Origin of the sequence: Butyrivibrio sp. INlla18, from assembly GCF_900103635.1 — a bacterium.
In the GTDB taxonomy this organism is placed as follows: Bacteria; Bacillota; Clostridia; order Lachnospirales; family Lachnospiraceae; genus Butyrivibrio.
Genome location: NZ_FMXK01000009.1, coordinates 37598 through 52329 on the forward strand (window position 1 = coordinate 37598; position 14732 = coordinate 52329).

11 protein-coding genes and 1 tRNA gene are annotated in these 14732 nt (G+C 41.1%); 1 reads left to right on the forward strand and 11 read right to left on the reverse strand.

Annotated features, from left to right (window positions below; all coding sequences use genetic code 11):
• Window positions 1–58 precede the first annotated feature (58 nt).
• The 5 genes from BLS24_RS07520 to BLS24_RS07540 form a co-directional block, all read right to left on the reverse strand.
• On the reverse strand, window positions 59–970 hold the full coding sequence (locus BLS24_RS07520) for a hypothetical protein (RefSeq protein ID WP_091757666.1): 912 nt from the start codon (window positions 968–970) through the stop codon (window positions 59–61).
• Between the two features lie 156 nt (window positions 971–1126).
• Window positions 1127–2461: an NADP-specific glutamate dehydrogenase gene (gene gdhA / locus BLS24_RS07525; protein ID WP_091757668.1), complete on the reverse strand. Its 1335-nt coding sequence runs from the start codon at window positions 2459–2461 to the stop codon at window positions 1127–1129.
• A 191-nt stretch (window positions 2462–2652) separates the two neighbouring features.
• A complete protein-coding gene (locus BLS24_RS07530; protein WP_091757670.1) occupies window positions 2653–4071 on the reverse strand; it encodes a cell wall hydrolase in 1419 nt (472 codons plus the stop codon).
• A complete protein-coding gene (locus tag BLS24_RS07535) occupies window positions 4056–5177 on the reverse strand; it encodes a Gfo/Idh/MocA family protein (protein WP_091757672.1) in 1122 nt (373 codons plus the stop codon). Before BLS24_RS07535 ends, BLS24_RS07530 begins: the two co-directional genes overlap by 16 nt.
• A gap of 26 nt (window positions 5178–5203) precedes the next feature.
• On the reverse strand, window positions 5204–6475 hold the full coding sequence (locus BLS24_RS07540) for an SH3 domain-containing protein (protein ID WP_091757674.1): 1272 nt from the start codon (window positions 6473–6475) through the stop codon (window positions 5204–5206).
• Window positions 6476–6651: 176 nt separating this feature from the next.
• On the opposite strand from BLS24_RS07540, the gene BLS24_RS07545 reads away from it, so the two are divergent.
• Window positions 6652–6723 (forward strand) — tRNA-Arg (locus BLS24_RS07545).
• Between the two features lie 88 nt (window positions 6724–6811).
• Here BLS24_RS07545 and BLS24_RS07550 read toward each other — a convergent pair.
• The 6 genes from BLS24_RS07550 to BLS24_RS07575 form a co-directional block, all read right to left on the reverse strand.
• Window positions 6812–7426 (reverse strand): hypothetical protein, encoded by a 615-nt coding sequence (locus BLS24_RS07550; RefSeq protein WP_091757676.1) that lies wholly within the window; start codon window positions 7424–7426, stop codon window positions 6812–6814.
• A 17-nt stretch (window positions 7427–7443) separates the two neighbouring features.
• Window positions 7444–8328: a DUF5688 family protein gene (locus BLS24_RS07555; RefSeq protein WP_091757678.1), complete on the reverse strand. Its 885-nt coding sequence runs from the start codon at window positions 8326–8328 to the stop codon at window positions 7444–7446.
• A 124-nt stretch (window positions 8329–8452) separates the two neighbouring features.
• A complete protein-coding gene (gene efp / locus BLS24_RS07560) occupies window positions 8453–9010 on the reverse strand; it encodes an elongation factor P (protein ID WP_091757680.1) in 558 nt (185 codons plus the stop codon).
• A gap of 123 nt (window positions 9011–9133) precedes the next feature.
• The gene (locus tag BLS24_RS07565; protein WP_091757682.1) at window positions 9134–11374 is read right to left on the reverse strand and encodes a rhamnogalacturonan lyase; all 2241 of its coding nucleotides are present in this window, start codon (window positions 11372–11374) and stop codon (window positions 9134–9136) included.
• Window positions 11375–11393: 19 nt separating this feature from the next.
• On the reverse strand, window positions 11394–12122 hold the full coding sequence (locus BLS24_RS07570; RefSeq protein ID WP_091757684.1) for a rhamnogalacturonan acetylesterase: 729 nt from the start codon (window positions 12120–12122) through the stop codon (window positions 11394–11396).
• 10 nt (window positions 12123–12132) lie between these two features.
• On the reverse strand, window positions 12133–14718 hold the full coding sequence (locus tag BLS24_RS07575) for an exo-rhamnogalacturonan lyase family protein (protein WP_091757686.1): 2586 nt from the start codon (window positions 14716–14718) through the stop codon (window positions 12133–12135).
• Window positions 14719–14732: the final 14 nt, after the last annotated feature.

Consider the following 14732-nt stretch of genomic DNA (forward strand, 5'->3'; position numbering starts at 1 on the left):
TGAAAAAACTGTGTCTTTGAAAGTAAAAATCAAACCTTTAAAGGTATTTTGAATCAAATTACTGGATCTTTTTTGCAGTAGCTCTGATAACACCAAATACGCCTACAGCAGTGAAAATATAAAGAAGAACCAGTGATCCGATGAACTGTCCTGTAGCATCACTATATTTGATAACCTCTGGTGTATAAAGGAAAGCTTCAAAGAATGAAATGTGTTCATCTGAATATACCTTGAACACTTCTATAGCCCACTCAATTCTCTCTGCAACATATACCATAAGTATCATGATAATAGATGAAATAATAAGTCCCTTGTTGCTCATATTCTTGGCAAGAAGCTCATATCCCTTAAGTGTTGTAAATCCCATTACAAGTCCGCCTGCAACAGCAACGTAGCCAAGCTGACCGATGAGAACAATAACAAGAACACCAAGAAGTGAACCAAGAAGTGCACCTACAATACCAAGTCCAACATTCTCGTTTGCCTTGCGTTGCTCGATCTGAGCGTTAACAGTTGTTGTAGCTGCCTGAAGACAGTCAGGACATGTCTGGTAGATCTTGCCTCCGATATTATAAGGCGCGATATCCTGTCTTGCTACTCCGCAGTACTCACAAACATCTTCGTAACCATACTGCTTGAGCTTCTCTGTAACTGAGTTGATAGCATCTACGATATTCTTGGTCAAAGCGTTCTTCATAGCGCCCTTAACTGACACTACAAGTCTATTTCCTTCCATTACAGCATTCTTAACTGCATCTGAGCCATCTGTAAGCTCTTTTAACACTTCTGCTGTAGGAAGCATTCCGTTAGCACGAACTGAAAAGCTAAGCTGATATGTAATAGTGTTGATAGCAAGTGTAACGTGATAACCGTTTGCTACTCCTGTAAGTGATTCAGCCTCTTCACTATAAAATAACCCTGTTACCTGTGAAAGCTCCTGGAAATAAGCTATTGTATTAGCATCCATCATAATAAATCTTTCTCCTTTTTACTTCTCTTTTGAAAAAACTCCTATGGAAGAATATCGTAATACTGTTTTATAGTCAATACTGTTTTCTTACAAAAAAACGCAAAAAAAGGTTCGGTAATTTTCCATTACCGAACCTTAGATATTATAGCCTATGTATTAAACAATACCCTGAGCCTTCATAGCCTCTGCAACCTTGAGGAAGCCTGCGATGTTAGCACCAGCAACATAGTTGCCTTCGCAGCCATACTTCTTGGCAGCATCATCAATGTTGTGATAGATGTTAACCATGATCTGCTTGAGCTTAGCGTCAACTTCTTCGAATGTCCATGAAAGTCTCTCGCTGTTCTGGCTCATCTCAAGAGCTGATGTTGCAACACCACCTGCATTTGAAGCCTTACCACAAACGAAGAGTACGTTGTTCTTCTGGAAGTATTCTGTAGCTTCGATAGATGTAGGCATGTTAGCACCTTCACATACAGCCTGAACACCGTTAGCAACGAGCTGCTTAGCATCGTCAAGAAGAAGTTCATTCTGAGTTGCGCATGGAAGAGCTACATCACACTTGATGCTCCATACGCCCTTACCTTCGTGGTACTCAGCAGACTTTCTGTTTGCTGCATACTCTGTAAGACGAGCTCTCTTAACTTCCTTAACTTCTTTAAGAAGTGCAACATCGATTCCTTCTGGATCATAAATCCAACCTGTAGAATCAGAACATGTAACAACCTTAGCACCGAGCTGCTGAGCCTTCTCTATAGCGTAGATAGCAACGTTACCAGCACCAGAAACAACTACTGTCTTGCCCTTGATGTCAGAACCGTTACACTTTAAAAGCTCCTCTGTAAGGTATAAAAGTCCATATCCTGTAGCCTGTGTACGAGCAAGTGAACCGCCGTATGTAAGACCCTTACCTGTAAGTACGCCTTCATATACGTCTTTGATTCTCTTGTACTGTCCGTACATATATCCGATCTCACGTCCGCCAACACCGATATCACCGGCTGGAACGTCTGTGTCTGCACCAATGTGTCTGTAAAGCTCTGTCATGAAGCTCTGGCAGAATGCCATTACTTCTCTGTCTGACTTGCCCTTAGGATCAAAGTCAGAACCACCCTTACCACCACCGATTGGAAGGCTTGTAAGTGAATTCTTGAAGATCTGCTCGAAACCAAGGAACTTGATAATACCAAGGTTTACTGAAGGATGGAAACGAAGTCCTCCCTTGTAAGGTCCGATAGCTGAGTTGAACTGTACACGGAAACCATTGTTAACCTGTACCTGTCCCTTGTCATCTACCCAAGGTACTCTGAAAAGAATCTGTCTTTCAGGAGTTACAAGTCTCTCTAAAAGAGCATCCTTACGGTACTCTTCTTCATTTGCCTCAATAACAACACGAAGTGACTCAAGCACCTCTTTTACTGCCTGATGGAACTCAGGCTGAGCTGGGTTTTTCTCTACAACATAGTTGTAGATCTCATCAACGTATGACATTTTTCATTCTCCTTCCTGTGCATAGCACATAGCAAATATATATATTTGCATAATAAACATCTTGATATACAAAAAGAGCGTAGAAAACCAAAGGTCTCCACGCCCCATTGCGCAAACACTGTCTGAAAAGCATTATACACTTTACTATTTTAAAGCGCAAGAGTATTTTTTGATAATTACTATTTTATGTATCAATCAGAGTTTTCTTCTGAATCATCGTGATTTTCTTCATTATCACCATTATCAGTGTTTTCTTCCTGATTCTCCTCTGCAGGTGGAGCCTCTTCTGTCTGATTGTTGTCAGTATTCTCTTCAGGTGCAGGCTGCTGCTCCTGTGGAGCTTCCTCCTTTGGCTTGGTAACCCATCTATAGAAGAACGCATGATGACCTATCATGTAATACTCACTGATTCCATAGTAATCTGCCCAGTACTGAGTCATAAAGAACAGATAATCACCAACTCTGGCTCCATCCAAAACTTCCTGTGCTGCCCTTATACAAGTTGAATTAGGACCATTAGAAATAATAAGTTCAACCTTACCTGAACGATAAGAAGCAAACTGCATATTCTGAGTAATAACGCCAATAATGGTATTAGGGAAAGCTGAACTCTTAACTCTGTTCATGATAACAGATCCAACACCGAGCTTACCTGTATATGACTCTCCATCAGCTTCTGCCTGTATAGTTGCAGCAAGCCATGTAAGCTCATCTGCAGATGCTGAATATGATCCAGAAGTATCTTCCTTGGTAAGTGCAAGTCTCTCTGCAATCTGCTGAGCGAGAGCTGCGTTTGCTGCAGCTGTCTGAGATTCCAATGATTTCATCTTGGCATCTAACTGCTGTAGCTGCTGATCATAGTTTGCAAGTTTATTCTTTTCAGAAGAAAGATTACTATTGGTAGTATTAAGCTGTCCCTTGACCTGATCAGTAAGGCCTGCAAGTTCATCATGCTTTTCATCGAGCTCTTCCTGATACTTATCAAGTTCTGCTTCTTTTTCTTCTACAACTGCCTTCTTGGACTCGATCTCCTTTTGAAGAGCCTGATACTCCCCAATCTTTTTTTGATCATAATCGACAACAGCATTCAAATATTCAAATACGGTTAGGAATTCCTGAATAGATCCCGATTCCAAGAGAATGCGGATAAGCCCTTGGGTTCCGCCTTTTTCATAGGTAGTCTGAATACGCTTTTTTAAAGCTTCGTACCTTTCCTTCTCTTGCTTTTGGGCTTCCTGAAGCTCGGAATTGAGCTTGACAATCTCTGATGAGACTTCAGCCATAGCAGCTTCTGCTTCTGAAATCTCACCATTGAGTGTATTTAACTTACTATTGTATCCATTGATAGTAGTCTGAAGAGCATTACTCTGACTTTGAAGATTAGAAACATTGCTCTGAGTCTGCGCCTTCTCACCTTCCAAGTTCTTTATTGCTTCCTGAGTTTCTTTGGTCTGTTTCTCAAGATTTGAAATGGTCTGCTGAGTTTCTTCTTCCTTTTGCCTCATGTTAGCAATGGTCTCATCAAGTTCGTCAGCGTAGCTGTCAAAAGAAAAAATATTCACAAATAAAAGAGAGAATAATAAAATCCCCGCGATTACTTTTCTTCGCATATTTCAGTAGTCTCTGTTCCTTCCGGTGTATCACTGGTATCTGTTTCTTCCTGAATAGGCGCCTCTGATGCTACAACCTCTTCCTGCATAGGAGCTTCAGGTATGGCAGATACTATCTCAAGATCATTTTCCCCTGGGAAAACTATATTATTGGTCTGTCTGATGAAATCCATCATATTGAGCATTTTAAGTGACTCAGAATGAGGCATTTCAGGACATTCGATCCATTTTTCAGCAATTGCTCTAACACAAGCCTCTACTTCGTACTCGTAACCAGTCTTCTGCTTTGGCCTCTTGTAATATGCAATCTTCTTGTGCTCGGAATCATATACTGTGATTCCTTCGAAATTGTTGATATTATCTACTACAATGTAGCCTTTGCTACCGTAGATAACTCCGCTTCTATCACTAACGGATAACGCTGAAGCATTCAAAACAGCCATCTTGCCGTTTCTATATCTAAGTGTGATACTGTCGTGAAGATCCATTCCAAGGTCATTAAAAGAGCACATAGATACAATATCTGTTACATCATTTCCAAATACCATGGATGCAAAGTTAAGAACATATACTCCAAGATCAAGTAATGCTCCACCACCAAGCTCTGGCTTGTTGATCCTGTCTTTGGCTGAAATATTGTAGCCCAGATTAGCTGTAAGCATTGTAGGCTCGCCGATGACGTTGCTAGCTAAAACCTCCATGAGCTTGTTTCTCATTGGCATATATCTGGTCCACATAGCTTCTGTAACCAAAAGATTTTGCTGCTCAGCATAATCAAATACTGCCTTAGCCTGCTTCTCATTGAGCATGAAGGCTTTCTCACACAGAACATGCTTACCAGCAGAAAGAGCCAGCATAACATTCCTATAGTGCTCTGAATGAGGTGTTGCAACATATATAAGATCAATCTTAGGATCACCTACAAGCTCTTCATATGAGCCGTAAGCTTTCTTGATTCCAAATTTTGAAGCAAATTTATCAGCACTTTCCTTGGTCCTGGATCCTACTGCATAGCAGGCAACTCCGCGTGTATTCTTGAGAGTAAGAGCCATAACCTCAGCAATCTTACCAGTTCCCATAATTGCTACTCTGAATTTTCCAAACATGAAAGTTACCTCCCTATAAACTAATATCAGTCTCCTAGGAATTCTGACTTAATGTATCCTGTACTTCCATTATACTCTACTTTTGCCCAACCATTTGAATACTGTTCAACAACGTTTACTGTTGAACCTGAGTAGATCATAGCAAGAACATCAGAATCTGTGCTCTGTTCCTTACGAAGTCTAACTGAGTCATTGACCTTCATCTTGCCAGTCTTGGCTGATGTATCCTTAGTAGCATTGCTGTCTGTAGTTGTCTTATCATCCTTAGTAGCTTCTGAATCTGTTCCAGCCTCTACTACCTGTTCATCAATAACTTCGAAGTACTCTGTCTTAACGTAAGCAACTCCGCCCTTGTACTCGATCTTGCTCCAACCATTTGCAAGAGCCTCAAGCTGCTTGAATTCCTGTCCCTTTGTAGTCTTATCAAGGATATCTGCAGTTTCAGAATCTGAGCTTCTGATATTAACTACATCTGTAGCTCTGATAGTATGAACTGTTACAGTCTCTTTCTGTTCCTCTGTTGTAGCCTCTGCAGCAACTACTTCCTCTTCACTTGAAGCTTCTGAGCTAGCTTCTGAACTAGCGAGCGCTTCACCAACAGAAACCTGCAGTCCTGCTCTCATCTTAGTAAGGAACTCTGCAAGCTCCTCATCTGCATTTACCATCTCATTGTAGCTAGTAGCTACTCTGTTATTTAAGTCAATGACATCTTCCTGAACGCTGATAGTCTTGATGTACTCTAGTTCATTCTCATCAGCGATATCACCATTGATGTAAAGGCCTTCATCATTAGTACAGATATAAAGAGTCTCAAGTCCAGGTACTGGCTTACTGTAATCATAGAACTTAACTTCGTTGTACACATATGCAATGTAGCTTCCTGCTACAGGACCTGGCTTGGTATATACTACGATATTCTCATAATCCTCAATGTACTCAGCAGTTGCAACAGCCTTTAATACTTCTGTCTCTTCAAGACCAACATAGATTCTGGAAAGAGTATCTGAATCTCCATTAGCCATTGCTGTGTAATATGTCTCTATGATTGCATTAACATCAGGATATGCATTCTCTTCTAATGCCACATCTGGGATCTCATAGGTTGCTGCTGCATCTGCATCACTAGGAGTCTGAGCCATCTCTGCAGCTCTGTGATTAGCACTGAGTGCGATCACAATTGTAAGACCAACAGCAATGATAAGCATTGCCGGCATTAAAAGTCTTTTATTATCACCAAGTATGGCAAATATATCTTTCTTTTCATTTCTCCAAGAAATTGGATTCTTCTTTTTTTTCATTATTCAAACCTCGAAATACAAAGTGTAGTAATCATATAAATATGCACAAGTAAATATAGTGCAACATTTAGATTTTAAGCCATATAGTCCATATAGTCAAATTTGTGAACATCCTATGAAGCCAGTCCCTTATTGAACTCACCGTCTTCGTTATGCTATTATAGACAAGGTATTTCGCACCCGTAGTCTAATGGATAGAACGGAGGCCTCCGACGCCTTTAATGCAGGTTCGATTCCTGTCGGGTGCATTTTTACACTATTGACATATCAGATTGCATCTGATATGTTGAAATCAGAAAAAAACATCTTGAGAACGAACAGATGTGGGATCTTAGATTAACTGATCTCCTGTTGAATCCAAGATGTTTTTTCTATTTTCCACATAGATTTCAATGAAAGAGCTCCATCCCCTTTTGAAACCACCTGAACAGTTACGTAGTTCCCATCAGGTGCTTCAATGTTTATAATCGCTCTTTTTCCACCACCTTTTGTTTTTTCAATCTTTTCTACAACGCCTTCATTTAAATGCGAAAGTGCAAATGCGATATCATTTTCATTCATTGGTAAATCGCCTTCTCTTTTAGGCTTCAAATGTTCGTTATAAGCATGTCTCAGATCATTTGGTTCAATCTGAAAAAAATAAGAACTCGTATCAATACTATTATCAATAGCTCTTATTTGATTTGATATATTACTACCAACTCTCATAACTCCAACCGATTGCATTTTGGAGACATCTGCATCTTGGGCATATATGATACTATTTATCTTGATCACCAATTCATCAAAAGAACGGATTATTACGTTTTCACCATTACTGGCAGCTTCTGCCCTCTTCTTATGAAAGCTTTTCCCAGAATGAAGATAATCATCAAGATCACTATCCTTCAAAAATACATTTTCAGCACCATCATCACTTCCGTTAATAACTTCCACCCATTCCTCGTTCATTACATGTGTTTCCATTATCAAAGTATTCTAACAGTGTTATTTTCAGCTTCATACAGATACACACTATCACTTAGCACATCTCCTCCACCTACGACCATTGAGTTTACTTCCTTGACCATTGAATAAAGAAAATCCCTCTTTCCTTCCTCTTCAAAATAAGGCATAACTATTGCTTCATGTATGGAGGCAGGAAGTACAATGAAGTCTCCTCCAAGTTTCTCAGAAATCATCTCAGAAACACCTGGATAAAGAAATACACCAGCGCCGTTTGTCCTGGCTTCATTAGAGATAACGTACATATCAAGCTGACTTAAAAAAGGCGCAAGTTCCTTGCCTTTATCACCAAGGGTCTCTAGGATATGTTCGATTGTAAATGGCTGTGCATTAGGGGCATTCTCATAGATATTTTCCCAAAGCTCTTCCTCAGAAACTTCCCAATTTTTCAGGTGTTCTTTTTTGACAACAATGACTCCAGGTCCAAGGAATTCATCATCAACATTAACAAGGGGCACAAGCGCTAGGTCCTCAAACATGACAAAAGGTACATCTTCAAGATATTTTCTGTTTTTATCAAAGTTGACCACTTTGAAGAATAGTTTTCCACAAATCTTGGAAAAATCCTCATAAAAATTCACGTCAACTGAGCCCTCTGGTGCATGTTTGCGATAAAACTCCAAGATATTTCTGATTATCTTCATAAGAACTATTCCATTCTTGTAGTCCTTATAATACTGATCAAGATAGATCGTTGGTGCTATATTCTCGCCCTTTTTCTTGATATGAATAGCGTGGCAAATAATGCCGTTATTCTTAAGAACTTCCTTATAACTAACCTCCACATTATCTCCTAGTACATCAGCAATTTCTGCCACGATAATATTTCCAAATTCTTTAATATCCATTTACTAAATAAACCTTTCATTTCCATTTGTATTTCTTATTTTTGAGCACAAAAAAGACAATAGGAAAACGCATTTCGCGTTTAACTATTGTCTTACGTTTAGTTTCTATATTCAGTATTACTGATTAAACTCTTGAGAGATACTCACCTGTTCTAGTATCGATCTTGATAACATCACCTTCGTTAACGAAGAGAGGCACTGATACGCTAGCACCTGTCTCAACAGTAGCAGGCTTTGTAGCACCTGTAGCTGTATCGCCCTTGAAACCAGGCTCTGTCTCTGTGATTGTAAGTTCTACGAACATTGGAGGCTCAACTGCGAATACGCTTCCGTTGTAAGACATAACCTTACAAACCTCGTTCTCCTTAACGAACTTAAGAGAATCACCGATCTGATCTGATGTAAGTCCGATCTGCTCATAAGTCTCTGAATCCATGAAGTTGAAGATGTCACCATCCTGATAGAGATACTGCATATCCTTCTTGTCGATTCTTGCTGCAGGGAACTTCTCAGTAGGACGGAAAGTTGTCTCTTTAACACCGCCGTTGATGATATCCTTGAGCTTTGTTCTTACGAAAGCAGCGCCCTTACCAGGCTTAACATGCTGGAATTCAATAATCTGACATACGTTGCCATCGATTTCGATGGTTACACCATTTCTGAAATCACTTGCAGAAATCATAAAAATCCTCCTAAAATAACGGCAACGGCATTCAGACGTCCGTTCGCCAAATATTATCACATCAAACAACTAACTTAGTTTAAACTATCGCTTAATTTTTTTCAACTATTTTTTGTAATAATCTTAATAATCTAGTGGCACTTTCCCAAAATCCATATCTGATGCGTAGTAATAGCTAGTATAGCCTGTCTGATTGTAGCAGGTGTTCTGCCAAGCAACACTTACGCGGTACATGATGTCGTCCATTGGTGTGTAGAGCTTGTGCTCAGTGATATCTGTGTTGGTATATATACGAAGAGCTGAACTATCCTCAAGACGCAGTACTATCTCTTCTCTGAAATCTCCAAAGAGGTCTGCCACAAGGCAAGGATTACCCTTGGTTCCGTTATTGGTGAGAGTATTCTCTGGAGCGAGCATTACTCCGTGAGTAATGTCATTGATAACGCCTCTGTGCTCGCCGCCAAGGTAGTCTGCTCCGTCTATGAGCTGAGTTGTAAGGTCTGCTGCCCATCGAATAGCCTGATTGGTAGAAGGAGCCTTAAGCTCTAGCTTTTGCCCCTTGCAGGAATAAACATCATTTACCCAGCACTGAAGACCTCTAACATAAGGATCTATATCTCCTATCATGCATCTACCAAGGTCTGATTCAGCATAAACTCCAAATTTACCAGTATCTTTACCAGTCTTATCGATTCCTCTTATAACTACGCCAGTTCTAGCATCTCTAAGGGCATAGCCATAAGGAGCTGCCTTAGCGCCTTCAAATACGTTAAATATCTGGAAGCCTTCTCTATCTGGGTCAATATGAGCCACGTGCATTGAATCACCGTGTCCCATCTTGGCATAGGTTCCATCAGGAAGATAATCATAGCTTGAATACAGAACGCTGCCATCGTGGTCGATGCAGGCTGCACCATAGATGATCTCCTGTTTGCCATCTTCGTCAACATCAGCTACAGCAAGGGAATGATTGCCCTGGCCAGCCAAAATGCCATAAACAGGGTCACTTCCAACGCCGCCATGTGGATTATCATCAAAAGGATTGCTCATTGGCACGTGTCCGCTATCCACAAGCCACAGTGGAATAAACCTTGTACCATCGAAATTGTAGGCAGCAAGAGTAGTTCTGGTATAGTAACCTCTGCACATGATAAGGCTAGGGTGCTGGCCATCAAGGTAAGCAACACCAGCAAGAAATCTGTCGACTCTGTTGCAGGGCTCTATCCTCTTCATGGCGTAGTCACCCCACATAAGGCCATCATCGCCTCTTGGTACAGGATAATCTATTGTGCAGAGCTCTCTTCCGCCACCTGAGAACATGGTAAGGTACTCAGGTCCTTCATATATGAAGCCCTCAAACTTATCAAGCTCGTTTCTAGGGCTCTTTTCCTTGGCAAATACATTGATGAAGTACTCTACAAGCTCTTCTGCGTTCTTACGACTTAGAGGATAGCTGTATTTAACAGGGATTCCAAAGCACTCTTCCAGGGTAGCAGGCCAGTGACCAGTCTTAACCTCCGGATGCTCTGTCCAATACATGAAAAGAGCTATCATATGCTTTCTGTAATCCTCAGCTGAGCATACATAGTTATTGGTATGGGCAATCCCCTTTGATACATCTTTTTTAGGAAGAGTGATAAATTTAGTAGATATCTCTTTTCCTGATTCATCGTATCTTGTGATCTTGGTGCCAGGAGCTGTCTTGACTGCCATCTCAGCCTTGCCATCCCCATCAAAATCATAGACCATGAACTGAGTGTAGTGCGCACCAGCTCTGATGTTAGGCCCCATATCAAGTCTCCAGAGGATCTGACCGGATAGTCTGTAGCAATCAATTATGCATCTGCCGGTATAGCCCTTAATTGACACGTCCTGTGAATTTGTAGGGTCCCATTTAACGATGTATTCATACTCTCCATCGCCGTCCACATCGCCAACACTCATATCATTTAGAGTATATTCGAAGCTCTCACCAGCAGGTGTCACGCCGCCCTCAGGCTTTTTTACAGGAATATCGATATAGTTCTTGCCGCTTGTAAAGGCAGTAACCTCAGCGCTCTTTCCTTCTGCAAAAAGAGCCTTCATGCACTGACAGTTACTTTTGTAATGCTCTTTTAAGATTTCTGGAATCACCACTTCTACGCAGTATTTAGAGGTTTCTGCTCCCTCTTTATCCAGATAATTTGTTGAGTCATTTACGTTCGCTATAAGGTCCCCATCCCTGTATACGTTAAAAGAAACACCAGTTAAGCCTGTATCATTATGTCCAAAGGCCTCTCGTTTAAATAGTCTCCAGGATAAAAAGATTCCTGTGTTAGTCTTTACTGCTATAAGTCCTCTGCTTAGGTTTTCTCTCTGTTCCATACATCTCCCTTTTGGTGCCTTAGTCACCAATTATTTCCTTTAATCTCTTCGCAACAAAACCTGCATACACAAAAGCGCCCTCAAATTTAAGATGTGCATTATCTTCTTTCCCCAAAAGGGCACTTTCAAACATATCCTTATCAAGGTTCATGTATATTCCCTTGCAGGCTTCTTCCCCAATCTTCGTGTTGTACTCAGCGGTCTCTTTGCCCAGGTCAATGAGATCAAGATTCATCTCTTTTGCAAGCTCTATCATCATGTCCCTATATTCAGGAAAAGAGATCCTGCATACCTTATTGTCATCAAAATCTTTCATTGCTATGGCTGTCACAAGGACTGGCACAGCTCCTTTAGAAAGAATGTCCCCAACATATTCTTTCTTTAGCTTTTCCTTGTACTCAGAAGGAGAAAGATATCGTTCTTCCTTTTCCTTGTAGGCATCATTGTGAGCTGACTGAATAAGAACGTAGTCGCCATTTGAAACGTCTTTTATCAGGTCTTTCCATCTGCCCTCATCTGAAAAGCTCTTTAAACTCCTGCCTGCCATGGCTCTGTTATCAATAATGACCCTAGAAGTCTCATAAGAAACAGCGTTGTCAAAGGTAGAACCTTCTGAATGCCTGATACATACATCTAATGCATCAAAGTATTTGTAAAGCTCTGCTCCCCAGCCGCACTGCGGAGCATCACTTAATTTGTAGGTCTGAACCGTGGAATCTCCGGCCAAGAAAATCTTTGTCTTTTTCATCTTCATCCTCCTAGTTAAAGCTCTCTGGAAGGTCATCTCTTACAAATTCAAGTGCCACAATGGTGTTCAGGCACCACTGGGCAAAGACATTTGTAGATACCCATGGAATCTCTTTTAGCACCTCCTGATTACCAGCAAGAGGCACATCTACTGCCTTGATAGCACCATCTTTAAGTTCAGTCTTAAGGCTATCCTTAAGAATCTCCCAGACCTTTTTGCCAAGGTCTTGGTCCTTGTTGTAGTAAGCACCGTAAGCTATGACACCTGCTGCCATAAACGGATATGCAAAGCTTCTATCACCTATACGTCCGCCTGAGAGCTTATTTTGTGTCTCATTATCAAGTGGATAGAATGTTCCATAGTAAGCAAGCATCTCGTTCCACTTAGGATCATCCATAAGATCTGTCATCTCAAGCCAGGTCTGCTCTGATCCCTGACAGATAGAAAGATGACTTCCTCCTGTTGCTCTATCTCCAATATACCTCAAATGGCTTGTCTTTGGGTCATACTCAAAGTCTGTTCCTGAAAGAAGGCGTAGTGGAGTCTCTTTCAAGTCTTCAATACCAGTCTTAATCTTCTCAAGATATCTGTTATCTTTGTTTATCTCCCACTGTGTGAGCCAGTTGGAAACGTAACTACTCCAGTCTGGGCCAGTTCTAGCATGTGTAGGATAGACCATTTCTTTTTTATCAAAGAAAAATCTAAGGGGATCAGTCTCAATCGTAGAAAAATCCGCATCCTTTACTTCATCAAATATGTCCCTAAGTCTAAAGTCACCAGTTAAGAAATACATCATCCTGTTGTGGCCAGCCATGGCGATCCTAGGCTCTTTGCATGGGCATCCCCAGTGACGGACATTGTGTCTTGAGCCAAGGCCCTGGTACTTACCAAAGTGATAGATATCAACCTCAGAGCAGTGCCTTGTCATAGCTTCGCATATGTTAAAGACATCTTCTCTCTGGGTCCTGAGGAAATAAAACCAAAGCCAGAAGGTTGGCACAAGCTCAGTGTTCTGCCAAGCGTATCCCCCCATATCATAACGCCAGGAGTGTCTTTCCTTATCGTAAGTATGCATGAAATCGCCATAGTCAAACATTCCATACCATTTTCTTACTTCTACTTCGCTCTTATAGAATTCAAATGCGCTCTCAAGCTGGTCTTCAAGCCAGTTCTCGGCTTCACTATCTCTTTTAACAAGGCTCCAATAGCCAAATGCACGCAGGTCATGATAATACTCTGGTGAAGCTATATAAAGAGCTTTCTTCTGAATGCTCTCACAGAAATCCGAAAGCTCAGTATCAGCTGGGATCACCTTCTCGTTAAAGCGAACCGCAAATTCAGAGGTATTGGCAATTCCGTAGGCACTAGCGCCAAATACGTCAAAGCCCTCGTAGTAAGTCTGTGAATAACCTGTATTTTCGTAGTGTCTAAAGTCCATGGCATCTGCATCTGGAGTCACAAGCCAAATGGTTCCTGTAGCCATGTTCTTAGACAGGTTCTTTACTGATAATGTTGAAGGGTATTTCTGCCAGAAGTCCTTGAGACCTAGCATTACGCTTCCTTCATCAGAGCCAAAAGAAATAACGCCAGGAGCTCTGTGTCCATGAAGTCCGTCGATAAGACATACATTTTCTTTGGCAGTTCTTTTCCTGATAGCAAAGTGTTCTGAGCTGTCCTGATAGAGTCTATATTCATCCCACACAGGCATCATCTTGGAAGCATCGATAGCGTTCCTGCCCTCTTCGCTCTCTGGATCAAGTACTATCTTCTCCCCCATTATCTGTTTGTGATAAATCTCATCAGATACCCTAGGATGCCAGCAAAGGAGCATTGCTCCAGCTTCTGAAAAGGTTCCATTATCTGAAAGTGCCTTAAAATGCCTGTTGTACTGCTCTCCACTTACAGGTACGTCAAAAGAAATTCCGACTCCCTTTATATAATCTTTTGATTCATCTATATCCAAGAAGAATGTGTGTGTAAATCTAAATTCTGGGCAGTCTTTGTAGATTTCCATATAGATTGTAAATGGAAGCCTCTTTTCATCTTTGACTTCAGTGCTCATATGGATTCCAGTGAACTTAACGACAACTCTAACTTCTCCTTCTTCCACTATCTCTGCACTATTAACGATTCCCTTATACGAGTGAACTTCTTTGTTATATTCACCCTTCCGATTCTCAATTAGAGCATCACATCTGGCAGACTCTATATATTTCTTTCCCTTAAAAAGAGCCTCTTTAAAGAGCTTATCTCCACCTCTACACACGAGCACAGAGACAGATCCCGCTTCTATACGGAATCCGTCCTGCCCCATGTCAGAAACCTCGATCTTACCTTTGCCATAATTGATTTCCTGATTCAAAACCGGATCAATAACAGCTTTTTTGCCCATAGCTTCCGCATCTGCAGTATGAGCAGCCCACTTGATACTTCCGTCAGGCCAATAAGCTGTAACCCTTGACTGAACTGGAACCTGTCCATTTTCACCCCTCAGGGTAAAAGAGATCTTATCTCCATGAAGTTTTCCTTTTTCCCACATACTTCCAAATGTTGTATAGCCCTTTGAAGATCTGTTTTCTAATCTTTTTACTTCCATCTCTTTTTCCCTTC